The organism is Chryseobacterium arachidis (assembly GCF_900129245.1).
GTDB lineage: Bacteria > Bacteroidota > Bacteroidia > Flavobacteriales > Weeksellaceae > Chryseobacterium > Chryseobacterium arachidis.
Map to the genome: position 1 here is coordinate 81,292 of NZ_FQUT01000010.1, position 26,247 is coordinate 107,538.

A 26,247-nucleotide genomic window follows, 5' to 3' on the forward strand; every position below is an offset into this window, starting at 1 on the left:
TTTTAATTGTTTACTAATTTCATAGAACCTTCGTTATATCTTTCACCCGTATTTGGGTATTTTTTTAAGATAGATTCTATGGTTTCCAGATCGGTTTGAGAAAGCTCGATGTTCGTCGCAGCAATGTTTTCTTCCAAATATTTGATGCGTTTTGTTCCCGGAATCGGAATAATATCTTCACCTTGATTTAAAACCCAAGCCAAAGCCAGCTGAGTACCTTTCACCCCTTTAGACAGAGCAAAATCATTGATTTCTTTTGCTAAATTTCTGTTGTTTTCCAAATATTCTTCCTGATAACGGGGAAGCGATTTTCTGAAATCTTCGTTGCCAAAATTCTGAACATCATTAATATTTGAGAAAAGTCCCCTCGCCAACGGAGAATACGGAACCAGTGTAATTCCCAACTCTCTGAGGGTCGGAAGAATTTCCTTTTCAACATCTTTTGTCAGTAATGAATATTCTGACTGCAAAGCGGTAATCGGATGAATTTTATTTGCTTTTCTGATCGATTCTGCGGAAGCTTCTGATAATCCTAAATATTTCACTTTTCCGGCTTTTACCAGATCTGCCATGGCTCCGACAGTTTCTTCAACAGGAATATTCGGATCTACCCTGTGTGCATAGTATAAATCGATCTCATCAATTTTCAATCTTTGAAGACTCAAATCAACCGCTTTTTTGATCCACTCCGGTGAACCGTCAAAATAGGTTCCGGGAGCACCGCTGTGGCTTGCTTTTCCGTCCTTAAACCTGAATCCGAATTTGGTCGCAATAAAAATTTTATCGCGATTGGGTACTAAAACTTTTGAAATCAATTTTTCATTTTCTCCGTTTGCGTACATGTCTGCTGTATCCCAGAAGTTTACGCCTAAATCCAATGCTTTGTGCAAAGTATTGATGCTTTCCTGCTCATCTGTCGGTCCATATGCAAAGCTCATTCCCATACATCCCAAACCGATAGCTGATAACTGCTCTCCTGTGTTTCCTAATTTTCTAAATTTCATGATAATTGTGATTTAAAATTTATAGTACAAAATTACAGCAGCCGACTGACGATGTCAATATAGAAATCAAACGAAGAATTATAAAAATCAAACAACCGCAGTTCGAACTGCATTAGGTGTCATTCCGGTCTGTTTTTTAAAATAATTAGTGAAATAAGCCGGTTCTTCAAAACCTAATCCGTACGCAATTTCAGAGACATTCCAGTCTGTATGCTTCAACAAAGCATTAGCTTCCTGAATGATTCTCGAAGTGATCTGCTGACTGGTCGTTCTCCCCGTAATCTCTTTCACAGAACGGTTTAAAGAATTAACGTGAATCGACAAATTTTCCGCATAATCCACCGGACTTTTCAATTTTAAAAATCTTTCCGGACTGTCGATCGGGAACTGTCTTTCCAGTAATTCCATGAATAAAGAAGCTACTTTCTGCGAAGCATTCTGATAAGGTTCAAAATTTTCTGCAGGATGCATTTTCATGGTTTCGTGGATCAAAAGATGAAGATAAGCCCTCAGCATATCATATTTATGCAGATAATCCGATTGAATTTCGGTCATCATTTTAATAAAAATATCGGCAACAGTTTTCTGCTGTTCTTCATTAATAAAGAAAACAGGTGTTCCGCCGATTTTAAAAAGCTGAGAATCCTGAAGATTTCCCAAACGGTTTCCGTCATGCACAAACTGATCGGTAAAAAGACAGAAAAAGCCTTTCTGATCCTTATTTTCCGCTTCCCAAGAATAGGGAATTACAGGGTTGGAAAACAACAAAGCCGGTTGGTCTACATAAATCCATTTATCGGCATAATGAAGCTTTCCTTTTCCTATGATCAATGAAATTTTGTAATAATCTCTCCTGCTGTAAGGCGTAATCAAAGAGCAATTTTCTCTTGAAAACACATTAAAATGACCTACTCCGGGTGTTTTTATACATTCCAGACCGACACGTTTATAAAAACCTTTTATTGTTTCATTAGATTCCATAGTGTAAAATTATAAAATTCAAACAAAAGTATCGTAACAAATAATTTCAATTGATAAAATGATTGACGATTTGAGTTGAAGAATTTAGAGTTTGAGTTTTTTTAATTATTGAGCAAATCAGGTTTCTCCTGCGTCGAAATGACAATATGTAATTTTTGAATAAAATAAAAGCAACCGATCTTCCGACCAGTCGCTCTTAAAATTGAATGTATAGTTGATAATTGATTTATCGATGTCCGTTTCCGTTTTTGTGTTTGTATACCTTTACTTTCTTATCCATATGTTTGTAACGTTTATCATTATTCTTGTTTCGGTTATAAACAGCTACCGGATTCTGACCTTTGTAATACTTATTTTTAAATTTTAAATATTTGTCATGCCCCATAATTCTTTCTAACTCTACATATCTGTCGTTTCTCCATCTATCTGGATTGCTTACGTATACTCTGTTCCAAGAATTATAATCGTTATATCTGTCGTTCAAAGCATAAATCTGATTGGCTTGTGTCTGGGATAATACCAAATCTGTAATGACTGATGCCCAATTTACATCCGAAATACTTCTTCTGTAATCGTTGTAATAATCTGACTGCGCATACGTTAAACTAAACGTTCCGACAATCATTGCGGTTAATAATAACTTTTTCATCTCACATCTTTTTTAAATTAAACTATATGAGAATTTTCAATTAGAATGCCAAAGCAATTTGTGGCATGCCAATATTTGTTAAAAAGAGTGTAATTAATTGAAAATATTCAAGATAAAAACTAATAAACTTTTTCTCTAAGCATGTAGATGTGGGGAACAAAAGATATAATTCATAAAGGCTCTGGTTAAACAATTCTTAATTTTTCACGAATCAATTTTAAAAATTTATAAAATTTTATTCATTATCATTTTTAATTTGTAATTTTAAAAGAAGAAAAGTTCTTACCCATTGTTTAATCACCGAAAATCTCAATATTATGGAAAATATAAAATTTGAAGTATCTCCATATCAGGACGAATTGCAGATATTAATTGATGGAAAAAAGTCCGGCTATATGTCCATAGAGATCGACGGCAGACTACTTATTGTCTACTACACCAAGCTGAATGAAGAAAGAGAAGGACAAGGCTATGCCAAAATGCTTTTGGACGAATTGGTACGCTATGCCGAAGAAAAAGACCTATTGGTAGATCCCGAATGCGATTTCGTAAGACAGCAGTTTGAGAATCATCCTGCGAGATATAAAGATATCTGGCACGCCTAAACTAATCTTCCCACCACACTTTGAACTGATTGTCTGATTTATTCAGGTCAACAGGTTCCCCTATGATTGGAGTTAAAATATTTAAATTTTTACCTTTTGCTAGGCTTGTTACTTTTTTCAGCGGTTCATTCCAAGCGTGAAGAGCCAAAGCAAATTTTGATGAGTGAACGGGAATAATATTTTTTGCATTTAAATCTATACAGGCCTGAATAACATCTTCCGGAAGTCCGTGAATATATTTCCAGGCTTCATTATATTGCCCGTTTTCGATGAAAACATAGTCGAAAGGTCCATATTTTTCGCCAATCATTTTGAAATGGGTATCGTAACCGCTGTCACCGCCTAAAAATAATTTCTTGGCTGGAGTTTCCAGAACATAGGAAGTCCAGAGCGTAACATTTCGCTGAACTTTTCTGCCGGAAAAATGTCTTGCGGGTGTGTAGATAATTTTCAGATTATTCTTTAAATTAACCTCAGCTCCCCACTCTTCTTCAATTAATTGTTCAGATTTGTAGCCCCATCTTTCGAAATGCGCACCAACACCCAAAGGCAAAATAACTTTTGAAACTTTATCTTTAATTGCTTTCACCGTAGGATAATCCAAGTGATCGTAATGATCATGAGTGATGACTAAATAATCTAAATTCGGAATATCTTCAGGCTTAAAAATATCCGCTCCCGAGAATGCTTTGTTGAAAAATTTAAACGGTGAACCATATAAGCTCAAAACAGGATCAATCAACAAAGAAACTCCATCTGTTTGAATATAATAAGAAGAATGCCCTAGCCAGACAAAAACGTCCTGATCTTTTGGAAGATTTTTAAGGTCAGTATGAATAGACGGAATATTTTTCAGGGGCTTCAGCAAAGGATTTTTCTTTTTAAAAAAGAAATCATACATCACTCTCGGCATTGAATATCCCTCCGCCAACGACGGTGTATAGCTTAAATTCTGAAACTGTTTATTTTTAAAATGCTTAGACTGCTGCATTCTTTTCAATCGTTCTCCTTTTGCTTCAGCACCAAATACTTCCTGACTTGTGATCAAAAAATATAAGAAGATAACTACCGCTGCTGTAATGATAATGGTATAGATCATTTTTATAAAATACTATCAAATGTATGACAATATACTGTATGACGATTTTAAAATATAAATCCTTTAATTTTTAACTAAAATTATATTCTCTGAGGCTCCATTTATTGCTTTAAACTTTTTAATTTAGCGTTCGAAAAAATCAAAATGGGCTCAAAAAATTATTTTATATTGTTGTTTCTCATATTGCTGACTTCCTGTATGTCAGTAAGAAAACATAATGAACAGCAAAAAGTATGTCTGTCTCCTGAAAAACTGAAAGAAGATGTTGATTTTGCCTATTCAAAAATTAAAGAAACCCATCCGCAATTGTATTGGTATATTTCAAAAAAAGATTTAGACTACAAATTCGACAGCCTTAAACAAACCATTAATGAACCGCTGACACCACTTCAATTCTATTTTAAGCTGCAGCCTGTGATCGCCAATATTCGTGAAGGCCATTTATCATTGCGAATTCCTTCGAAAAGGATTAGTAAAAAAGAGATTAAAGCATTAGAAGGTAAAAAAGGAATGTTCAGCCGTTTTGAATATTATGTAAAAGATGACCGGCTTTTCATCATTGGAAATAAAGATTCTATACAAGATATAAAACCCGGAACAGAAATTATCACAATAGACCAGGTTCCGGTTTCGGATTATATTAGAAGGTATGAAAAACTCATCAGCAGCGATGGCTTTAATACAACTTTTCAGCCTTATTATCTGAAAGATGTTTTCTTTAATTATTATGTTGCGGAAAAAGGATTTGAAGATAAAGCAACACTGGAAACGGTTTATAACGGTGAAAAAAAGACCTATCAGCTCACCCGGGAATCCAAATCTGAAAACGACCTTAAACAGGATAAAGAAAACAAAAAACGGACACAGGAAAAAAAGGTGAATGATTATATTGCCTTCAACAATTCTTATAACAGAAACTTTAAATTTTTAGATCAAGACAGCACTATCGCTTATATAAAAGTGAAAAGTTTTTCGAGTGATTATTCTGCAAGGTTTTACAAAGAGACTTTCAAAAAGATCAAGAACGCGCAATCCTCATATCTGATTATTGATATCCGCAATAATTACGGAGGTTCTTTGGAAGAGATCAACAACTTATATTCCTATCTAAGTCCGAAACCTTATACATTAATAAAGCCTTCTCAGGTGATTTCAAAATCTTCACCATTAAAGACCAATTATTTCAGGAAAAGTAATCCGTTACAATATATTTTAAGAACATTCACCTACCCTACATTTTTCTTTGCCCAGACTTTCAGTACCTATAAAAAAGACGGTAAATTTTATTATAAAAACAGATCAGATAGAGAATCCAAGCCAAAGAAAGATGCTTTCAACGGAAAAGTTTATGTTTTAATTAATGGCGGAAGTTTTTCTGCATCGTCGATTATTACCGCAAAACTTAAAAATGATAAAAGAGTGGTTTTAGTCGGTGAAGAAACCGGAGGTGCCAATGACGGAACGGTTGCCGGATTTTACTCTTACCAGACACTTCCTAATTCTAAAATCGATTTGCCAGTCGGGGTTCTTCTGGTACAGCCCAATATCACTTTTACCCATACCAAAAAAGGAGTGGTTCCCGATGTTACCATCACGGAAACGATGCAGGATATTATTGATAAAAAAGATCCGCAGATGGATTGGGTGATGAAGGCAATTAAGAAAGAAGAAACAGCAAACCAAAAATAATCTACAGCGTTCAATTAATGTCAAAAAAACTTTTAACTCTCCTTAAATTTCTCATTTCTGCAGTGATTTTGTGGTTTGTCATTCATGCTGCCTATACAACGATTGACGGTCTTTCTGACAACAGAAAAAATGCAGATATAGCGGTTATTTTAGGAAGCAAAGTGAATGAAGACGGGACTTTGTCCACAAGATTACAAAAACGTCTTGAAAGCGGACTTGAACTGTATAAAAATCGTCGGATTAAAAAGATTTTGGTGAGTGGCGGGCTGGGGAAAGAAGGGTTCTATGAGGGTGATAAAATGAAAGAATTTCTCGTATCTAAAGATATTCCTGATTCATTAATCGTAGTTGATAATTTGGGAAACAATACCAGAGCAACCGTAGAAAATACATTAAAATTAAGATCTCAGTTAAAATTCAACAGCATCATCGTTATTTCCCAATATTTTCATGTCACACGTACAAAAAAGTTGTTTAAGGATAAAGGTTTTGAAAATGTCAGTTCGGTAAGTCCAAGATATTTTGAATGGAGGGATTTGTACTCGATATTAAGAGAATTTCCAGCTTATTATACGCAATAAAAGTTTCGGGCGGGCTTTCAGCCCGCCCGAAACCCATCCAACCATTTCCCTAAATCATTAAAGAAAATTATGTAGTTTTATATCATGAAAAGTACATTTTTTTCCGTTCAGAAAGTCAGTTCAGCATATTTCAGCTCCAATTTCAGTGATTCGATGTATCATATTTTTCTGTTCAACGGAAAGGGAAAGATTATTGTTGATTTTGTAACCTATGATTTTGAGGGCAGAACGGTATTTTTTTCTTCGCCATTTCAAAATATTCAGATGGTTTGCGAAACAACTTTTGAAGTTGAAATTTTAAATTTCCACAGCGATTTTTACTGTATAGAATACCACAAAAAGGAAGTAGCATGCAACGGCTTGCTTTTCAACAATATTTATCTTTTCCCTCACTTTTCATTAGCTGAAAATGTTTATCAGGAAATATCAAATTACTTTTCAAAAATTCGGGAAGCCGATCATCGTGAAGATTTTTCGGGTTCAGTGCTTCAGTCTTATCTTCAGCTGATTTTAGCAATTTCAAGCCGGGAAAAAAATAAATTGTTACCGGATAAAGAATTGGCCAAAGATGATTTCAATGAGCTAAAATCATTTCAAAATCTGGTAGAAGAACATTTTCTTACCGAGAAAAACCTGTCTTTTTATGCAGATCTGCTTCATGTGACCTCGAACACTTTAAGTAAGAAAATAAAATCGAAATTTAATAAAACGCCATCGCAGATTATTCAGGAAAGAGTGATTTTGGAGGCTAAAAAACAGATTCATCTTACCAGAAAATCAATTAAAGAAATTGCTGTTGAGCTCAACTTCAATGATGAGTTTCATTTCAGTAAATATTTCAAAAAATATGTTGGGATTTCACCGACTCAATTCAGAAAAGAGGCAGGAATTTCCATCGTGGCAGATTTGTACAAATAACATCCATAATCATCCATTCCATTGCCTTTGAGTCTGGCATAACTTTGTCAAAAAAATAAATTATGTTAGAACTCTTAGCAAACTCACAGAAAAACTTTATTCATTTTTTAAGAATAAGTATTTTTATCGTAATGGCATGGATTGGTGGCTTAAAAGCCTATCATTACGAAGCAGAAGGCATTATTCCTTTTGTGGCCAACTCACCTTTTATGAGCTTTATGCTGAATAAAAAAGTTTCGGATACCGACAGTTACAAACTCCATAAAAACAAAGAAGGCGAAGTTATTTCTGAAAATATAAAATGGCATGAAGCCAACGGAACCTATACTTTTTCTTACGGATTAGGAACAGCAATTGTTCTGATCGGAATCACTGTTCTACTTGGGATTTTCTATCCTAAAATCGGATTGATTGGTGGAATTTTAACGGCAGGAATGTCTTTTGTTACGCTGTCATTTTTGATCACTACTCCCGAAGTCTGGGTGCCGGATTTGGGCGGGAAAGAACACGGTTTTCCTTTGCTTTCGGGAGCCGGAAGATTGGTTCTGAAAGACCTCATCATGATGGCGGGTGGATTGGTGATTGCTTCAGATTCGGCAAAAAGCATTTTGAGTAGAAGGAAGGCATAGTTTTCTATATTAAAGGGTTTCGGCGGGCTTTCAGCCCGCCGAAACCCTATTAAACCTTATTTCCTTAATTCCTTTACAAGATTTTCAATCTGAAGAATGTATTTTCCATAGAAAACTTTAAACCACCATTTTCCCATAAGCAACAACAGCGGCATAACAACGACCATCGTTCCGATAAGAATGCTTGCCACCTTTAGATCCGACAAGGGAATCGGGCGCGGAATAAACTCCAGTACAATGATTATTTCACAAACCAGAAACGGCACAAACGCTAAATAAAATGACAGGTAGTACTGTTTATTCAGATTAAACTGATGCAGCAGATCCTTCAAACCATCATAGGTTTTCATCATAGGATCGCTCATATTTTTATACAGTTTAAAAAACTGACTGTAAAAGAAAAACGTGACAAAAACCATTGAGGCGATAAGAATGGTAATGTAAAATTTAAACTTAAACGGTCCCGGGGACACGGCAATTAAGGCAAAAGCAAAGACAAAAATCCCGACAGTTGACCAAAATTCCATCTTCATATTTTTGCGGATTTTTTCCAGCGGAAGATTGATGCTATTCTTTTGTTCGATGCTTATTTCCGGCGTTTCTTCAAAAGAGTCGTCCTCGCTCCATGCATTTTTCAGTTCGTCTATATTCATGATAATTGATTTAAAAAATTAATATGTATTTGTGTTTAAGATATCTTTCAACTTGTTTTTGGCACGGTTCATTTTCACCCTTACATTTCCTTCCGAAATCCCCATCTGCTCGGAAATTTCTTTTCCGGAAAAATCTTCGAGATAATAAAATATAAATGCTTTATCGATGGGATTGAGCTGGTGAATGGCTTTATACATCGCACTCAGCTTTTCTTCCTTTTCCTGATCAAATTCTTCCTGAACTATTTTATAATCGGAGAAATCTTCATTGGCTATAAAACTCCTTCTCTTTTCGTTTTTAAGAAAAATAATCGCCGTGTTCAGAGCAATTCTGTACAACCAGGTTGAGAATTCGCTTTCCCCTTTAAACTTAGGATATGCTTTCCACACCTGATAGGTAATTTCCTGAAAAAGATCGTCGCGGTCGTCTTTTTCGTCCATATACATTTTAGAAATCTTGAAAATGATTCCCTTATGTTTTTCAATTTTTTCTAAAAATTCCTGTTCTAATGAAGTCATGGTTTTTTACTCTCTATAGAGTTAGTTGTTCTTTGAAAAATATGTTACACTTTTTGTGAAAATAAAAATTAGCCTGGTCATGAAAACTTCTGTCTTCATTATTTAAAGCAAACAGTATCATTTAAATTAATTCAAATTAAAATTTTAAAACTACAAAGAGAAGTCTTTCAAATTCATCCACTATTCATTCTAAAAAATAATTCCTACAAAATATAACCAGATTTTTAACCTCAAGCTAACCTTTGATGTTCAGGCATAAAAAAATCCGCAACGAGTGTATTGCGGATTTCCTTATTATTAATCATTTATTAAAAAATATAATCGGTACTCAGGAAATTGGAGTCGTGATCTCTTACAATTGTATTCAATAAATTTTTGTTGGAATCTGTAATTTTAGCGGCCACCAACGAACGGATAGAGAACGAACGAAGCGCATCAAAAACAGAAAGTGTACCTTCTGCACTGTCTTTTCTACCGGTGAAAGGGAAAACATCCGGCCCTCTCTGAGCCTGGCAGTTAATATTTACTCGGCTTACCAAATTCACAAAAGGATCAATCAGTTTTGAGACCTCCATCGGATCTTCACTGAAAATGCTCACCTGCATACCATGATCTGCATTCACCTGATATTCTATCGGTTCCTCAATATCCTCAAAAGGAACCACAGGAATTACCGGACCGAATTGTTCTTCGTGATACAGTTTCATCTCACTGTTTACAGGATATACCACAGCCGGGAACACAAAGGATTCTTCTGTAGCACCTCCGTTTTCATTAAGAACCTTCGCTCCTTTTGCCAGAGCATCCTCAATACATTCTTTCAGATATGGCGGCTTATTCACTTCAGGAAGCGGTGTAATTTTCACATCTTTTTCCCAAGGCAATCCCGGTTTTAAAGCAGATACCGCAGCTGTTAATTTTTGAGTAAACTCTTCTGCAACATCCTTTTGAACAAAAATAAGCTTCAGTGCAGTACATCTTTGTCCGTTAAATGAAAGTGAGCCCAAGATACATTCAGTCACCGCAACATCAAGGTTTGCATGTTTTGTAACGATCGCAGCATTTTTGGCATCTAAGCTTAAAATAGCACGTAAACGATTAACCTTCGGATGCAATTTTTTCAATCCGTTGGCCACTTTGCTTGAACCAATGAATGCCAGAACATTCACTTTTCCGCTTTCCATAATCGGAGTAATAATTTCCGAACCTTTTCCGTATAGTGTATTGACCGTTCCCTTCGGGAAGGCTTCTTTGAAGGCATTTAACAGAGGATAATGAGCCAAAACACCATGTTTAGGAAGTTTGAACAAAATCGTATTTCCCATAATCAACGCAGGGATCAGTGTGGTGAAAATTTCATTTAAAGGATAGTTAAATGGTCCCATACTTAAAACCACACCCAGCGGCGCTCTTCTGATCTGTGCAATCGTTCCTTCTGCCTGCTGAAAACGTGAAGATTCTCTATCTAAATCTTTCAGTGCATCAATGGTCTGATTGATGTAATCTACTGTTCTGTCGAATTCTTTAGTAGAATCTGCCAATGTTTTCCCGATCTCCCACATCAGTAATCTGATAATCAGGTCACGCTGCTGAATCATTAAATACACAAATTTCTGCATACATTTAATTCTGCCTTCTACAGACATCGTCGGCCACTCTCCTAGCCCATTATCATAAGCTTTTACACAAGCTTCCAAAACTTCCAGCGCTTCATTAGGTCCGATGTTGGGTACACTTCCCAATAATTTTCTTTCCAAACCGTTTTCTGTAGGAATACAGACTGGTGAATAAATATTCTGTACCTCTCCATGCCATTCTACCAGTTCTCCGTTAAGAAGATATTCCCTTTGATGAATTTCTGGAATTCTATATTCTTCCGGAATCTCATTTTCTTTTTTAAAAATCTCCTGAAATGATGCTGTGTTTAATGAATCCATAAATCTTTTTATTTTTTAATAGTTTTTAGTGTAAACATTTGATAGAATAAAGGTAGATTTAAAAATTGATTTTAAAAATAGCTGACTAATAGATTTGGTCTATTTGAAATAAAAATTAATATTGTAGAATTGAAAAAGAATAATTTTGTTTAAAAATAAATTTATGGTTTCAAAATTAGTCTTCAACGTACTGTTGCTTTTTTCAGTATTTTCATTCGCACAGAATTCTAAAACAGCCAATACGGTGCTGGCCGGCGGAAAACCTGTTCATACCTACGCCAAATTACCGGCACTGAATAAACCTGCCCCCAAATTTGCGCTTACAGATGTTACAATGAAAGATCAGACTCTTGATTCTTACAAAGGAAAATATATGGTCCTGAATATTTTCCCGAGTGTGGACACAGGTGTTTGTTCGGCTTCTGTCCGTCACTTCAATGAAGATGCAGCCAATCTTCCGAATACGGTGGTTCTTTGCATCTCCAAAGATCTGCCTTTTGCACAGAAAAGATTTTGCGGTGCGGAAGGAATTAAAAACGTGGTGATGCTTTCGGATTTCCGTTCAGACTTCGGGAAAATCTATGGTGTGGAGATTACAGATTCTGCCATGAAAGGTCTTTTGAGCAGAGCCGTCGTGGTGATCGATCCTTCCGGAAAAATTGTTTATGAGGAACAGGTTGCAGATATTTCACAGGAACCAAATTATGAGGCGGCAATCGCTGCTGTGAAAAAGTAATTTTTTGATTTCAAGCATCAATATGGATGCTTCGACAAGCTCAGATTGACACCACTACAAATATATCGTTAAACATAACAGTTAGTATTAGAAGTGTCAAGCTGAGCCTGTCAAAGCACATTTTTCAGTAATAGCAATTCATTGTATTAAGAAATCTATTTCTATTATTCAGGATTATTCTCAAAATTTACGTGAAAATACCGCGGATCAGGATATTGAAATTCAAAATCCAGCTCATCTATTAATTTTGCGGGTGATATCGTTCTTCCCATTGTTGTTCTTTCCCCTTCGTAAGGTAAATCCTTCTGCGCATTAATCACCTCTTCTTTGTTGGGATGAATAGGCGCCACTACATTATACACTTTAGATTCGGATTGATTTTCAAGCATTTTTTCTACCACCGAGCAGATATCTGCGTAATGAATATGATTCACCAGCTGATCCAGACCGGAAATATGGTAATTTTTTAAAAGCCTTTCTCCTCCCATTAATCCGGCTGACCTCAACACATTAGCTTTAGGAAATCTTTCAGTCAGAAAACTTTCACTTTCCACATAAGCAGCAGGCTGATCTTCTTCCACGAATTCTTTTTCCTCCTGAGGATATACCCCCGTAGAACTCATTAAAAATAATTGTCCTTTGTAATCTCCGAGAAATTTCAGCATATTTTCCTGTCTGTCCTTCATTGAAATCTGCGCTCCCCTGATTCCTGAAAACGGAATCGTAATGATGATTGCATCCAAATCTGAAGCCGCTTTCCACTCCTTCATTTCCGGATCTGCTTCATCAGAAAAACTAACTAAATTTGCGCTATACCCTTTAGATTTCAGATCCTCCAGTTTCGACTCTGTCGTTGTTGTGGCGAAGATTTCATATTGGTTTTTCAATCGTTCTGCGATGTGGTTTCCTAACCAACCGTAGCCGATGATGCCTAATTTTTTCATAGTAAATATTTTGATTTCAAAAATATCATTTTATACTAATACCTCTAAATAAATACTGATGATATTTGAACTGAAACTGCTTTAATCAGTACTGCGAGAAGCCCCCGTCAGCTCTGGTATTTTTCGCAGCAAAGCGGAGAAAAATGTATCGAGAACCTGTGAACTGAAACACAGAATCTGTCCATAAAACAAAAAGTTCTCGATACGCTTCATTGCATTACGCTACTCGAACTGACGGACGATGATAGCACAAAACAAAAAAAACTTAGCATTCCGCTGGTTTTTATATTTTACATTGGTTTTCTTCAAATCTTTGCGAATGTCTGATCTTATCTTCATCTCTTGTAGCTTAGAATCACTACATCCAACTGGTTATCTAATGATCATAAGACGTTATTTTTCATTCCCGATACGTTTAATGAAGCTTCGAATAGGTATTTTAATGATCTGGAGAGGTTTTTTAATGATCCGAATATATCATTTACCTTTCCGAATATGTACATGAAAGATATGATGAGGTTGTTTATATATCCTTACTTATCTTTTACCTGTCGAGATAGGTTCTATGACCTGTCCGAATGGATAAATAACCCCATTGGAGGTATCAACAACCACAACGGATATCTGATAAACGTATCGGGATAGGTTGTACAACGTGTCGAAACCTTTGCAGAACGTATCTGAACTTCTCTAGAACGTATACCGATATATGTTTTACGTATCTGGAGGGGTTGGGAACGTAAAATTTGGGGTTGGGAACGTGTCGAGAATGTTTTTTCTAACATAAGGAAACAAAAATAAATCAAAGATATAAATCCACATTGTTATAAAAACTAAAACCTTACAACCGTTTTTTTTATTTAAGAAGTTTTAAAAACAAATTCCTGTCTTTGTACATCCTTTAACTTTAATATCTTATCTTTCACTTCAAAAATTAATTATAAAATATTCAAATAATAGCCACACAATAAAAATGAAAACCCATAAAAAATTTCTATTTGCCGTACTACTCTATTTTATTTCAATAACAACTTTTGCACAGGAGAATAAAATTATCATTCCCAATTTTGATGATACCTATTCCAAGTATGTAAAAAAGCTTGAAAACGGAGAACCGGATATTGATTATACAGATTTCAGGAACAGCTTTCTAGCGAGCAAACAGTATAATCTTAAGAAATCTAATTACGACGATCTTAAAAAGGAAGTGTATGCCGAGATAGAAAAGAAAAATTATCAAGGCGTTATCAATGCAACCCAAGCAATGTTGAACATAGATTACACCAGTATGTTTGCCCATAAATATCTTCAACAGACCTATAAAATTTTGGGTGATGCAGTAAATCAGAAAAAATATCATGATATAGAGTTTGGTCTTTTGTATTCAATAACCAAAAGCGGTGACGGCAAAACCTGCGAAACCGGATGGCATGTAACACAAATCGAGGAAGAATATTTTATCCTGAATATGATTGGTGCAAAGCTTCAAACACAAAGCATTAGTAACGGAGGAAATAATACTTGTGATAAAATGGAAGTGAAAACAGAAGACGGAAGCTTAAAAACCTATTATTTTGAAGCCAATAAGATTTTTGAAAGAGAAAAGGAAATGTTGAAAAAATAAACTTCTATCCATTGAAAAAAACAATCATTTTTTTAATCCTAACTGTAATAATTTCCTGCCATAAATATCAGGAAAGAAAAAAGATGATCTCTCCAAAAACAGCTTCCGGAGCAACTGCTAAGCAAGATATTCCGGAGCAGGATACAATTTCAGAAAAGGAGATAATTTGCGATTCCGTCTATCAAAATAAAAATTACAAAATTGTGCTAAGACATTTTTCATGGGAAAAAAGCTATGAGGAAAACGATAAAAACACAGTTTTCATTTTCAGCAAAAAAATACATGGAAAATATCAAGAACTCTTCCGGGATTCTATTGAGTCTCATACCGGCGATTATGAATTTCGGGATTTTAATGGTGACAACATTAAGGATATTCTTATTCAAAATATATCTGACGTAAGAAGCAATTGGACGTATTATTTGTATTTAGTTGATCTTAAAAACGACAGACTGACAAAAGTCAAAAATTTTAATCAAATTAAAAATCCAAATTATTTATCGAAATATAATTTAATAGACAGTCAGGTAATATCCGGCAGAAATTGGACGTCGTTTTATCAGATCAAGAAAGACACGGTTTTCGACTTTGGATATGTAATTTATGACGGTGAAGATGAAAATGGAAAGACTGTTGATTTTAACAAAGAATATGATAAAACACTGTTGAAAGTTCTTAAAAATAAAAATTACAAATAAATAAGCCCCGAGGCAAGCCTCGAAGTATTCTCTTCGAATAAAATAAAAAACCTGTCGCTTGACAGGTTTTTCGTATATAAAAAGCTTTCGATTTAAATATGTAACTTCATTAACTTCTTGTTCTTTTCATCCATAAAAAGATGAAACCTACGACAAGAAAAAACAATACGAAATTCTGAATAAAGTTGATATAATCAATTCTTAAAATTCCAAAAGATAAGAAATGATCTGTATTTGCTGAATATTTTTTCAAGTAAAAATACTTAGGAAAGCCATAAGTTTTTATGATCCAGTCTTTTGAATTTGAAGTTTCATAATATAATAATCCAGCAAAGGTTACAATCAGCGTCAGTAAAATTATTTTCCAATCCAACAGTAGCTTCCAGTTTAGTTTTCTTTGTCTTATCACTGCAAAATTTGCAATGATTAAAACAGATAATAAAGCTAAAAAGTATGTTGTAGTGAAATGATTATGAAAATCCATTACAAGGCTGATTTCTTTAAATTATTAAATTAAAAAAGACTTTCATCCACAAAATTCGGAAGCGTTACTTTCAGATTAGGTTCTGCTTCCATCGCTCTTTTGATGGCGAAAACAGCACCTTCATTTCTTGCCCAGCTTCGTCTTGAAATTCCGTTATTCACGTCCCAGAACAGCATCGATTTTAGTCTTCTGTCGGCATCATCGCTTCCATCGAGCAACATCCCGAAACCACCGTTGATTACTTCTCCCCAGCCAACACCACCACCGTTGTGAATACTTACCCAAGTCGCCCCACGGAAACTGTCACCAATGACATTATGAATCGCCATATCTGCCGTAAATCTCGAACCGTCATAAATATTGGAAGTCTCTCTATACGGCGAATCCGTGCCCGAAACATCGTGATGGTCTCTACCCAAAACCACTGCCCCGATTTCTCCGTTTTTAATGGCTTTGTTGAAGGCTTCTGCGATTTTCATTCTTCCTTCGGCATCGGCGTATAAAATTCTCGCCTGTGAACCCACGACCAGATTATTTTCCTGCGCCCCTTTAATCCACTGGATATTATCTTTCATTTGCTGTTGGATTTCTTCGGGAGAATTTTTGATCATTTCCTCTAAAACCTGACAGGCAATTTCGTCTGTTTTCTGTAAATCTTCCGGTTTTCCGCTGGTACAAACCCAACGGAACGGTCCGAAACCATAATCAAAACACATCGGTCCCATAATATCCTGAACATAACTTGGGTATTTAAATTCTCTTCCCAACGTAGGATTTTCTGCCATTACATCGGCTCCGGCTCTTGAAGCTTCCAACAAGAAAGCATTTCCGTAATCGAAGAAATACGTTCCTTTTTCTGTATGTTTATTGATAGCTGCCGCGTGTCTTCTTAAGGTTTCCTGAACTTTTTCTTTGAATAATTCAGGGTTTTCAGCCATCATGGTATTGGATTCCTCAAAGGTTTGACCAACCGGATAATAACCTCCAGCCCAAGGATTATGAAGCGAAGTCTGATCTGAACCGATATCGATTCTTAAATTTTCTGCATCAAATTTCTCCCAAACCTCAACGATATTTCCAAGATAAGCCAGAGAAACCGTTTCCTGATTTTCCTGAGCTTTTTTCACTCTTGCAACCAATTCATCCAGATTTTCGTGGATTTCATTCACCCATTTCTGGTCGTGACGGATTTTGGTAATCTTCGGATTCACTTCCGCAATTACCGTAACGCAACCTGCAATATTTCCAGCTTTTGGCTGAGCTCCGGACATTCCGCCCAGTCCTGAAGTCACGAACAATCCGCCTTTTGGTTCTTTATTTATTTTTCTGAACGCATTCAGAACAGTAATCGTCGTTCCGTGAACAATTCCCTGCGGACCAATGTACATATAAGACCCGGCCGTCATTTGTCCGTACTGCGTCACCCCCAACGCATTGAATTTCTCCCAATCATCCGGTTTGGAATAATTCGGAATCATCATTCCGTTCGTCACGACTACTCTTGGCGCATCTTTATGTGAAGGAAACAGTCCCATCGGATGTCCGGAATACATCGTTAATGTTTGTTCGTCAGTCATTTCAGACAGATATTTCATCGTCAAAAGATACTGCGCCCAGTTTGAGAAGACCGCACCATTTCCACCATATGTAATTAGTTCGTGCGGATGTTGAGCCACTGCATAATCCAGATTATTCTGAATCATCAGCATAATCGCTTTTGCCTGCTCCGATTTTCCCGGATATTCTGCAATATCTCTCGCTTTCATCTCATAATCCGGACGGAAACGATACATATAAATCCTTCCGTATTTCTCCAACTCTTCCTTAAATTCCGGCAAAAGTTCTGCGTGAAATTTTGGATCGAAATAACGTAAAGCGTTTTTCAGAGCGAGTTTTTTTTCTTCTTCTCCTAAAATCTCTTTACGCTTCGGAGCGTGATTGATATGGGTTTCGTAGGGTTTTGGCTGTGGCAACTGGCTTGGAATGCCTTGCTGTATCTGTTCCTGGAATGTCATATTACAGTTTAAAGTTCTATGTTTAACGTTAAAAGTTAATTGAAAATTCAAAGTTTTAAAGATATTCAATTTGGAAAAATCGTGCAACTAATGTGAGGAATTTCATTAGCGCTCTTAGATTCTTCCCTTTAATCTTTATCTTACAGGAGTTTTAAATACTTATATTTCTCATTTAATAAAATAAAAAACCTTGCTGAAATTCAGCAAGGTCATTTATTATAAGTGAAATTCTTTAAGTCAAAACATCATCATTTTCTTCCTCATGATCATCATCGTTATCGCTTAAACTCCAGTAGTTATTTTCTTCATCTTCGCTTCCGATTTCCTCCATGTCATCATCGTCATCCACTCCCGGAATATCAAGCCCTTTATCTAATTTATCTTCATCAAAATTTTCATCTTCCATTGGTCTTCCATCACCATCAAGCGTGATATGCTTTTCCTGATTAAAAATATCCTCGCTGGGCGTATACTCTCTTTGTTCGAGTCTTCTCTCCTGTTCCTGTTCGCTGTTTTCGGGTATCATAATAATTATATTTAGTGTTGAATTAAAGTAAACAAAAATAATTCCAGTTTCTAAGAATTTCGGGAATAAATTTCAGGATTGGCGCAAGTCGGCATTTTTTCTCTTTTTGAAAAAGCAATCAGATTTTCGGCGGCCAGTTTTGCCATTCCGCTCCTTGCTTCTATCGTGGCAGAGCCTATATGCGGAAGCACACAGACATTCGAAAGTCCTAAAATAGGATCTTCTTTAAAAATCGGTTCAGGATTCGTTACATCCAATCCGGCACCCCATATTTTTCTTTCCGTGAGCGCATCATAAAGGTCTTTCTGATTGTGAAAACCGCCTCTCGCCGTATTAACGAAAATTGCGTTTTCCTTCATTTTTTCAAAGACCGATTTGTTGAAAAGCTCTTTCTGCTCAGGCTTAAAATTAGCATGGATGCTAAGGACATCAGATTGTGCAATCAATTCTTCAAATGAAACGTATTTTGCACCTAATTCATTTTCTGCTTCCTCGCTGCGATGGCGATTATGATAAATAATATCCATATCAAAAGCAACTTTTGATTTTTTCGCCATTTCAAAACCAATTCTTCCCAGTCCGAAAATTCCCAATGTTTTTCCGTACAATTCCTGACCTAAAGCATGTAGAGGATCGAAATCTCCCCAATTTCCTGATTTCACTTTTTCAAAATTGTAGGCTGCTCTTCTTGCAACCGATTGCATCAACAAGAATGCAACATCCGAAGTAGCTTTACTTAAAACATCGGGCGTATTTCCGATCGGAATATTTCTTTGATTTGCTTCCTGAATATCTACATGATCAAAACCTACGGAATACAATGCAATTGCCTTTATATTGGGACATTCATTAAAAAAATCTTTGTCATATTTAAACTCGCTTCCCACACTCAAAATAACGTCGTTGCTTTTACAATAGCTCAGCCACTCTTCTTGTGAAAGATTTTCGTGTTCAGGAATAAAAATTTCAAGACCGGCGTTTTCCAGCAAATGAATTCCGATTTCAGGAATTCTTTTCGTTATAAATACCTTCATTTTACAATTTATTTTGATTTATTTTTCAAATAAAAAACCTCACTTCCATAAAAAGCAAGGTTTTCTAACTTTAATATTAAAAATTATTTTTCTTCATCTTTGTGTTTGTCCCACGCATCAGAAGCCATTTTCTGAATTTCTTCCCAAACTTCTTTTGCTGATTTCTGAGCATGGCTTACAAATCCTTGTTTCGTTGCTTCATGATTCTGACTTTTCATGTCGTTGATATAACCTTTCACCTGTTTCGAATAACTTTCTGTATGATATCCAGAATTATTATGTAAATTTTTCTGAATATTACTGAAATCGTGTGACGACTTAAATCTATTCGTGTCCATAATAATAAAATTTAGTGATTGGTAAAGGTTTCAATTCAATTATCATTCCGAACAGGCGAAAATTATTTTTTAATTTGAATTAATTCGCCCTTTCTTTTCATCAGGTTTTTATAATCCCATTGAATTTTCTCTGATTTTTCAAGACACCTTTTTATATCGTTCTCATTAATCTCGGAAATATCATTATAAAATACAGAAGCATCCTGAAATTTTTCACCATGAACATTTAAAATCTCTTCATTAAAAGATTTTCCACTCCAGAACATCAACCGAATTCCTTTCTTTTGTTTGCTATATCCTACAATCGGGTTTCCATCCAAAAACCAGACAGGATGTGCATGCCAGATTTTAGATTCGGCTTCGATCAGGTTTTCGCTGATAATTTCGGAAAGTTTTTCACAAATCTGTTGATCTGATTCGGTTTGGGATTCGTTGTATTTTTGGATGTCGGAACTCATGGTTTAGGATTTTTAAGTCCTTTAAAATTAATATTTTTTAATCTTTGTTTAAATATAAGTTTAGGCTAAAGCCGATTTTAATTGATTTTGATATTATAAACAGGCTAAAGACCTTTCCTATCGAATAGTTGTCTGCGGAACTGGTGTTTGAGACCAGTGCATCTACCAATTATTTAATATCATTCGAATGAAGAAGAATCTTTTGAATGGTTTTTAATAGATTCTTCACATCATTGTGTTTCGTTCTGAATGACAGAGTAGGTATTTGTAAAGTAGAAGTATTACTTAAACTTACTGATTCGTATTCCCCAACATTGGCACGAATTTATACGCACCAAATTCCTCTTTTTCAAACTCAGTCGGTGAGACTTTGGTGAATCTGTACAACACCTGTTCGTCGGTCGGACCTAAAGGAATCACCATTTTACCGCCCACTTTTAATTGTTTTAATAATTCTGTAGGCAAAACTCCTGCTCCGCAAGTCACGATAATTTTATCAAAAGGAGCAAAAGTAGGAAGTCCCGCAAAACCGTCTCCAAAACTTTGAAATTTCGGGTACAAATGCATTTCCCGAAGCTTTTTCTTTGAAAAATCAAAAAGGTCTTTTTGCCTTTCAACGGTGTAAACATGGGCTTTCATTGCTAATAAAACAGCCGTCTGATATCCGCAGCCGGTTCCTATTTCAAGAATTTTTTCACCTTGTTTCACTTCTAAAAGTTCAGACTGCTCGGCAACCGTTGAAGGGTGTGAAATGGTCTGATGTGCTAAAATCGGGAAAGCACGGTCTTCATAGGCAAAATCTTCAAAAATACTTTCTATGAAAAGATGCCTCGGAACCTCGTTCATTGCCGACAATACATTTTCATCCGAAATTCCTATTTTATTTCGAAGATAATCAACCAAAATCTTTCTTTTTCCCTTGTGTACAAACGAATCTTGCGTCATTAGATGGTAGTTATTAGGTAGCAGGCAATAGTTTTCACAAAAGTAAAAAAACAAACCGTATTTGTCAACCTAAAACCTATCATCTGTTACCGAATTTCTAAAAGTGTTATATTTACAAAAATTTAATACAGCATGTTAAAAGCAGGTTTGGTAGGTGCCGGACATTTGGGAAAAATACATTTACGACTTCTAAATCAGTCTGATAAATATGAATTTGTAGGTTTTCACGACAAAGACGTAGAAAACGGGAAAAAACTGGAAGCCGAATTCGGATACAAATATTTTGAAAATTTTGATGATTTGCTTGAGCAGATCGATATGTTGGACATTGTGACACCAACGCTTTACCATTATGATTATGCTTTAAAAGCGATCGATAAAGGTCTTCACTTTTTTATTGAAAAGCCGGTGACCCAGACGTTGGAACAGGCAGAAGAACTTCTTCAGAAATGTAAGGAAAAAGGGATTAAAGCTCAGGTTGGGCACGTGGAAAGATACAATCCGGCTTTTATTGCGACGAAGGAATATATCAACAATCCTATGTTTATTGAGATCCACAGACTGGCGGAATTCAATCCTCGTGGAACGGATGTTTCTGTGGTGTTGGATTTAATGATTCATGATCTTGATATTTTATTAAGCATTGCAAAATCTAAGGTTAAAAACATTCACGCAAGCGGTGTTTGTGTCGTAAGCAAGACTCCGGATATTGCCAACGCAAGGATTGAATTTGAAAACGGCTGCGTTGCGAATTTAACGACTTCAAGAATTTCGATGAAAGCGATGAGAAAAAGCCGTTTTTTCCAGAAAGACGCGTATATTTCAGTTGATTTTTTAGAGAAAAAAGCGGAAGTAATCCGAATGAAAGATGCTCCTGAAAACCCTACTCCATTCGACATGATCATTGAAAATGCAGATGGCGAAAAGAACCAGATTTTGTTTGAATATCCGAATATCCAGGCAAATAATGCCATTTTGGATGAGCTGAATTCTTTTGCAGATTCCATCACCGAAGACAAACATGTTGAAGTTTCTATTGAAGACGGAACAGAGGCTTTGAAAGTGGCTTTGGAGATTATGAAGCTGATTTCTTAAAGGAAAATATTAAAAAGCATTGTCAACCGTAAAGTAGTCAATTATTTCAATGCACTATTCTTACTGATTACTTTATTTGAAATTATCCTTCAACTATGTAATCGGATTGCGAGTTTTAAAAATTTTTTAATTTATGTTGATTTGACAAGCAGATGCATTACAAGAATATTATTTTTAATCATTGGATTCAATTATTTTAAAAAATTCAAAAATTAAAGAAGTTTATTCCACAAATACTTATTGCTTTTCATCAGCAGTCATGTGATCTCAATTAAACTGATTATTTAAAATATTTAAAAGCGGGCTATTAAGCTCGCTTTTTATTTTTACTAATTCCTTAAATTGTTTATTTCCATTCAATAATTTTTAAATATATTTGTGAATACTTTAAAATTATTATTCTTAAAAAATCCCCAATATTTAAATAATTAAACTATTATGAAAAGAGTCATCCTATTATCCGCTTTTTTATTGTCTCAATTTGGGACATCACAACTTTTAAAAACAGATGGACAAAAAATCGTTAACGATAAAGGTGAAAATGTACAGCTAAGAGGTCTTGGTCTCGGAGGATGGATGCTTCAGGAGGGCTACATGTTGAAAACTGCTGATTTTGCCGGTCCGCAATATAAAATCAAGGAAAAAATTGCAGAACTGATCGGTGAAGACGGAATGAACGAATTTTACAAAGCTTATCTGAAAAACGGCATCACCAAACAGGATATCGACTTTTTAAAGAAAGCAGGCTTCAATTCAATCAGGCTTCCGATGCATTATAATCTGTACACATTACCAATTGAAAAAGAAAAGGTAAAAGGCCAAAATACCTGGCTGGAAGAAGGCTTCAAAATGACTGATGATCTTTTGAAATGGTGTGCTGCCAACAAAATGTATCTTATTCTTGATCTGCACGCAGCGCCAGGCGGACAGGGAAATGATGTGAATATTTCGGACAACGACAAATCAAAACCATCACTTTGGGACAGCGAAGAAAATCAAAAAAAGACAATTGCACTTTGGAAAAAATTAGCCGAAAGATATAAAGATGAAGCTTGGATCGGAGGTTATGACCTGATTAACGAACCTAACATTAATTTCACAGGAAAAAACCCGAATGGAACCGATGAAATGTCGAACGCACCACTTTGGAAACTGCAGAAAGACATTACAGAAGCAATCCGTTTGGTGGATAAAAAACATATTATTTTTCTGGAAGGAAATGGCTGGGGAAATAATTATAACGGTCTGACGACGCTTTGGGACAACAATATAGCATTCAGCTTTCATAAATACTGGAATTTCAACGATGACGCCACTTTGAAATTTGCTTTGGATCTAAGAGAAAAACACAATATGCCAATCTGGCTGGGGGAAACAGGAGAAAACTCGAACGTTTGGTTTACAGAATTGATTCAGTTATTAAACAAGCATAATATTGGTTACGCTTTCTGGCCGATGAAAAAGATCGATAATATTGCCGGAATTACCAATGTAAAAATCACTCCGGAATACCAAAAATTATTGGACTACTGGAAGAATGGCGGTGAAAAACCGTCTAAAGAATTTGCTAAAAAAACTTTAATGCAGATCGCAGAAAACTATAAATTCAGCAACACTGAAATTAAAAATGATGTGATTGATGCGATGTTCAGACAGACAACGGATAATTCTACAAAACCATTTAAAAACCATCAGGCTCCTGGGAAAATTTTGGCAACAGATTATGATTTGGGAAGAATCGGCTCTTCTTATTCCGACAAAGATTTCATCAATCTTTGGGTGAGTGATCCTGCAAAAAGATCTGAATGGAACTCAGGAAATCAGCTGAGAAATGACGGAGTCGATATTTATAAAACAAGTGATAACCAATATTATGTTGGCAAAACGGAGCCTGGAGAATGGCTTCAGTATACCCTCCATTCAAAAATTGATAAAGCTTATACTTTTGACATCAATTATGCAAGCGATACTACCGGAAAAATCGTAATTAAAGATGCTTCAGGAAAACAACTGGCCACTTTTTCTCTAAATTCCACAGGAGGAAACGAAATTTGGAAGACCGTTTCTGCAAAGGGAATTAACCTTAAAAAGGGAGAAAATAAAATCAGAATTTATTTCGAAAGCGAAGGAATTAATTTAAAATATTTTGAAGTTAAATAAAGATTTAAAATCCAGAATCAAATAATTTTTAATTACTTTGCCAAAAATTAAACTATTATGGAAACACAATCACCTTTTGAACAATTTGATGAGTTGAGAATCGACAGCGCCGCAAAATCCTTTCTGGGGGAAGCTGCGAAATGGACCACTTTTTTGGCTATTTTGGGCTATATCGGAATAGGGTTTATGGTAATCGCTGCCTTATTTATGATGACTTTGGGAGCATCTATGAGCTCATACAACAGCATGATGCCGATGGGCGGCGGAGCTATTTTCTCTGTTTTTTACTTAGTCCTTGCAGGGCTTTATTTTATCCCGATCAATTATCTTTATAAGTTTTCTTCCAATATGAAAGAAGCTTTGCGTTCTAACAACCAGACAAGCCTTACGAAATCCTTTGAGTATCTGAAATCACATTACAAATTCATAGGAATTCTTACCATTATCGTATTTAGTATTTATATCCTTGCTATTTTTGGTGTAATGATTGCAGGGATCAGCGGTATGAGATAAATTAAAAATTAAAATTAACAATTACAATCCTTCTGTTTTTCAGAAGGATTTTTTTAACCCAAAATATTATGAAAAAAATTAGCCTTTTGTTTATGATGATTTCTGCCATTGTGTTGGGCCAGCAATCTGTTTTAGATCAAAAAATCAACTCTTTGATCAGCAATAAAAAAGCGACCGTCGGAATTTCGGTTTTGGACTTTGAAAACGGTTTTAAATACAGCAAAAATGCCGATAAAAAACTTCCGATGCAGAGTGTCTTCAAGTTCCATATTGCAGCCACTGTTCTGGATTATGTAGATAAGGGAAAATTATCATTGGATCAGAAAATTGTATTGAATACATCAAATTTATTGGGAAACACATGGTCGCCGCTTCGGGATAAATATCCTAACGGTGGAGTCTCGGTTCCTTTAAGTGAAATTCTGGAGTTTACCGTTGCAAAAAGCGACAACAACGGTTGTGATATTATGCTGAAACTTCTGGGCGGAACACAAACAGTTCAGAAATTTATAAATTCTAAAGGCATAAAAGGCTTTCAGATTAAATACAACGAAGCAGAGATGCATAAAGACTGGAATCTACAGTACGAAAACTACAGTACGATGAATGCTGCGACGGATGCTCTAAGGAAATTTTATGACGGAAAACTGCTTTCGAAAAAATCTACCGATTATCTGATGAAAGTCATGCTCTCCACCTCCACCGGAAAAAATAAATTGATTGAGCAGCTTCCAAAAAACACGCCTGTAGCAAGAAAAACGGGATCTTCCGGGAAGAATAAAGCCGGTTTAACAGGTGCAGAAAATGAAATTGCCATCATCACATTACCGAATGGCAAGCATTATGCAATAGCTGTATTTGTCAGTAATTCAACGGAAACCGAAGAAGTAAACTGCAGGATGATTTCAGATATTTCCAAACTTGTCTGGGATTATTTTAATAAGTAAAATTTAAAGCTTAATTTTAAAACCATTAAAAATGAAAAAAATACTTTTAACAATAGGATTATTCAGTTCAGTATTATTCTTTGCACAAAAGAATGAAAACTATCTGCAGATCGGCTATCACAGTATGTGCTGTGGAACCCCGTCGGCAGATCCCGTGATGAATTATGTGAACCAGTTCAAGAAAAAAAATAAGGTTAAAAACCTTGAAGTTTACAGACAAAACGGCTTGGGAAGAGAAGGTGAATTCAATATTTATATAGGAACAGATGGATTTTCTCAAAAGCAGAAATCAAAATTCATTACCGGTCTTAAAGCTGCGGTAGACTCCCAAAACAGAGCTAGAAAGAGCCCTAACAGCGACGGTACTGTAAGTTTTGATGCAACAGAACTGGTAAAAAAAGCTGATCTTTCCAACGCCAGAAATCTAACCCTAATCAATAATAAATAATTAAAACTTAAATAAGGA

The 26,247-nt window shown here is 35.5% G+C and carries 28 protein-coding genes; 13 read left to right on the forward strand and 15 right to left on the reverse strand.

Annotated features, from left to right (window positions below):
• Positions 1-2: 2 nt before the first annotated feature.
• From BUA89_RS16270 to BUA89_RS16280, 3 genes are all read right to left on the reverse strand, one after another.
• Positions 3-1,004, reverse strand: coding sequence for an aldo/keto reductase (locus tag BUA89_RS16270; RefSeq protein ID WP_072960581.1), 1,002 nt, complete (start codon positions 1,002-1,004; stop codon positions 3-5).
• Positions 1,005-1,091: 87 nt separating this feature from the next.
• Entirely contained in the window at positions 1,092-1,985 is an 894-nt protein-coding gene (locus BUA89_RS16275) for a helix-turn-helix domain-containing protein (RefSeq protein WP_072960585.1), read from the reverse strand.
• Positions 1,986-2,211: 226 nt separating this feature from the next.
• Entirely contained in the window at positions 2,212-2,634 is a 423-nt protein-coding gene (locus BUA89_RS16280; protein ID WP_072960588.1) for a hypothetical protein, read from the reverse strand.
• A gap of 317 nt (positions 2,635-2,951) precedes the next feature.
• On the opposite strand from BUA89_RS16280, the gene BUA89_RS16285 reads away from it, so the two are divergent.
• The gene (locus tag BUA89_RS16285) at positions 2,952-3,239 is read left to right on the forward strand and encodes a GNAT family N-acetyltransferase (protein ID WP_072960590.1); all 288 of its coding nucleotides are present in this window, start codon (positions 2,952-2,954) and stop codon (positions 3,237-3,239) included.
• A gap of 1 nt (position 3,240) precedes the next feature.
• Here BUA89_RS16285 and BUA89_RS16290 read toward each other — a convergent pair whose 3' ends face one another.
• On the reverse strand, positions 3,241-4,338 hold the full coding sequence (locus BUA89_RS16290) for an MBL fold metallo-hydrolase (RefSeq protein WP_072960594.1): 1,098 nt from the start codon (positions 4,336-4,338) through the stop codon (positions 3,241-3,243).
• A 198-nt stretch (positions 4,339-4,536) separates the two neighbouring features.
• Here BUA89_RS16290 and BUA89_RS16295 point away from each other — a divergent pair, with 198 nt between their 5' ends.
• From BUA89_RS16295 to BUA89_RS16310, 4 genes are all read left to right on the forward strand, one after another.
• Positions 4,537-6,027, forward strand: a complete 1,491-nt coding sequence (locus tag BUA89_RS16295; protein ID WP_228420586.1) for a S41 family peptidase — start codon at positions 4,537-4,539, stop codon at positions 6,025-6,027.
• A 17-nt stretch (positions 6,028-6,044) separates the two neighbouring features.
• Positions 6,045-6,608: a YdcF family protein gene (locus BUA89_RS16300; RefSeq protein ID WP_072960600.1), complete on the forward strand. Its 564-nt coding sequence runs from the start codon at positions 6,045-6,047 to the stop codon at positions 6,606-6,608.
• Between the two features lie 84 nt (positions 6,609-6,692).
• Positions 6,693-7,526 (forward strand): helix-turn-helix domain-containing protein, encoded by an 834-nt coding sequence (locus BUA89_RS16305; protein WP_072960603.1) that lies wholly within the window; start codon positions 6,693-6,695, stop codon positions 7,524-7,526.
• Positions 7,527-7,588: 62 nt separating this feature from the next.
• Positions 7,589-8,155, forward strand: coding sequence for a DUF417 family protein (locus BUA89_RS16310; protein ID WP_072960606.1), 567 nt, complete (start codon positions 7,589-7,591; stop codon positions 8,153-8,155).
• A 56-nt stretch (positions 8,156-8,211) separates the two neighbouring features.
• Here BUA89_RS16310 and BUA89_RS16315 read toward each other — a convergent pair whose 3' ends face one another.
• The 3 genes from BUA89_RS16315 to BUA89_RS16325 form a co-directional block, all read right to left on the reverse strand.
• Positions 8,212-8,808, reverse strand: a complete 597-nt coding sequence (locus BUA89_RS16315; RefSeq protein WP_072960609.1) for a hypothetical protein — start codon at positions 8,806-8,808, stop codon at positions 8,212-8,214.
• Positions 8,809-8,826: 18 nt separating this feature from the next.
• Entirely contained in the window at positions 8,827-9,327 is a 501-nt protein-coding gene (locus BUA89_RS16320) for an RNA polymerase sigma factor (protein ID WP_072960612.1), read from the reverse strand.
• A 308-nt stretch (positions 9,328-9,635) separates the two neighbouring features.
• The gene (locus tag BUA89_RS16325) at positions 9,636-11,264 is read right to left on the reverse strand and encodes an NADP-dependent glyceraldehyde-3-phosphate dehydrogenase (protein WP_072960615.1); all 1,629 of its coding nucleotides are present in this window, start codon (positions 11,262-11,264) and stop codon (positions 9,636-9,638) included.
• A gap of 163 nt (positions 11,265-11,427) precedes the next feature.
• Here BUA89_RS16325 and tpx point away from each other — a divergent pair, with 163 nt between their 5' ends.
• Complete coding sequence (tpx, locus tag BUA89_RS16330) at positions 11,428-12,000, forward strand: thiol peroxidase (RefSeq protein ID WP_083531700.1); 573 nt, start codon at positions 11,428-11,430, stop codon at positions 11,998-12,000.
• Between the two features lie 164 nt (positions 12,001-12,164).
• Here tpx and BUA89_RS16335 read toward each other — a convergent pair whose 3' ends face one another.
• Positions 12,165-12,944, reverse strand: coding sequence for a Rossmann-fold NAD(P)-binding domain-containing protein (locus tag BUA89_RS16335; RefSeq protein ID WP_072960618.1), 780 nt, complete (start codon positions 12,942-12,944; stop codon positions 12,165-12,167).
• Positions 12,945-13,917: 973 nt separating this feature from the next.
• On the opposite strand from BUA89_RS16335, the gene BUA89_RS16340 reads away from it, so the two are divergent.
• Complete coding sequence (locus BUA89_RS16340; RefSeq protein WP_072960622.1) at positions 13,918-14,568, forward strand: DUF4919 domain-containing protein; 651 nt, start codon at positions 13,918-13,920, stop codon at positions 14,566-14,568.
• Between the two features lie 83 nt (positions 14,569-14,651).
• Positions 14,652-15,266 (forward strand): XAC2610-related protein, encoded by a 615-nt coding sequence (locus BUA89_RS16345; RefSeq protein WP_178362467.1) that lies wholly within the window; start codon positions 14,652-14,654, stop codon positions 15,264-15,266.
• Between the two features lie 109 nt (positions 15,267-15,375).
• Here BUA89_RS16345 and BUA89_RS16350 read toward each other — a convergent pair whose 3' ends face one another.
• The 7 genes from BUA89_RS16350 to BUA89_RS16380 all read right to left on the reverse strand — a co-directional run bounded on the left by BUA89_RS16350 (position 15,376) and on the right by BUA89_RS16380 (position 21,066).
• Positions 15,376-15,750: a hypothetical protein gene (locus BUA89_RS16350; protein WP_072960629.1), complete on the reverse strand. Its 375-nt coding sequence runs from the start codon at positions 15,748-15,750 to the stop codon at positions 15,376-15,378.
• A gap of 29 nt (positions 15,751-15,779) precedes the next feature.
• Complete coding sequence (locus BUA89_RS16355; protein WP_072960633.1) at positions 15,780-17,765, reverse strand: urocanate hydratase; 1,986 nt, start codon at positions 17,763-17,765, stop codon at positions 15,780-15,782.
• 232 nt (positions 17,766-17,997) lie between these two features.
• Positions 17,998-18,291, reverse strand: a complete 294-nt coding sequence (locus BUA89_RS16360) for a hypothetical protein (protein ID WP_072960636.1) — start codon at positions 18,289-18,291, stop codon at positions 17,998-18,000.
• Positions 18,292-18,341: 50 nt separating this feature from the next.
• Positions 18,342-19,325 (reverse strand): 2-hydroxyacid dehydrogenase, encoded by a 984-nt coding sequence (locus BUA89_RS16365; protein WP_072960639.1) that lies wholly within the window; start codon positions 19,323-19,325, stop codon positions 18,342-18,344.
• Positions 19,326-19,408: 83 nt separating this feature from the next.
• A complete protein-coding gene (locus BUA89_RS16370; protein WP_072960642.1) occupies positions 19,409-19,663 on the reverse strand; it encodes a prevent-host-death protein in 255 nt (84 codons plus the stop codon).
• Positions 19,664-19,725: 62 nt separating this feature from the next.
• Positions 19,726-20,121: a DUF1801 domain-containing protein gene (locus tag BUA89_RS16375; protein ID WP_072960645.1), complete on the reverse strand. Its 396-nt coding sequence runs from the start codon at positions 20,119-20,121 to the stop codon at positions 19,726-19,728.
• A gap of 291 nt (positions 20,122-20,412) precedes the next feature.
• Positions 20,413-21,066, reverse strand: a complete 654-nt coding sequence (locus tag BUA89_RS16380; protein ID WP_072960649.1) for a protein-L-isoaspartate(D-aspartate) O-methyltransferase — start codon at positions 21,064-21,066, stop codon at positions 20,413-20,415.
• 132 nt (positions 21,067-21,198) lie between these two features.
• Between BUA89_RS16380 and BUA89_RS16385 the strand changes: the two genes are divergently transcribed.
• From BUA89_RS16385 to BUA89_RS16405, 5 genes are all read left to right on the forward strand, one after another.
• Positions 21,199-22,161: a Gfo/Idh/MocA family protein gene (locus BUA89_RS16385; protein WP_072960652.1), complete on the forward strand. Its 963-nt coding sequence runs from the start codon at positions 21,199-21,201 to the stop codon at positions 22,159-22,161.
• Between the two features lie 438 nt (positions 22,162-22,599).
• On the forward strand, positions 22,600-24,321 hold the full coding sequence (locus BUA89_RS16390) for a cellulase family glycosylhydrolase (RefSeq protein ID WP_072960656.1): 1,722 nt from the start codon (positions 22,600-22,602) through the stop codon (positions 24,319-24,321).
• A gap of 57 nt (positions 24,322-24,378) precedes the next feature.
• On the forward strand, positions 24,379-24,834 hold the full coding sequence (locus BUA89_RS16395; protein WP_072960659.1) for a DUF5362 family protein: 456 nt from the start codon (positions 24,379-24,381) through the stop codon (positions 24,832-24,834).
• Positions 24,835-24,902: 68 nt separating this feature from the next.
• Positions 24,903-25,781, forward strand: a complete 879-nt coding sequence (gene bla-A / locus BUA89_RS16400) for a CGA/CIA family class A beta-lactamase (protein ID WP_072960662.1) — start codon at positions 24,903-24,905, stop codon at positions 25,779-25,781.
• Positions 25,782-25,812: 31 nt separating this feature from the next.
• Positions 25,813-26,229: a hypothetical protein gene (locus BUA89_RS16405; protein ID WP_072960666.1), complete on the forward strand. Its 417-nt coding sequence runs from the start codon at positions 25,813-25,815 to the stop codon at positions 26,227-26,229.
• Positions 26,230-26,247: the final 18 nt, after the last annotated feature.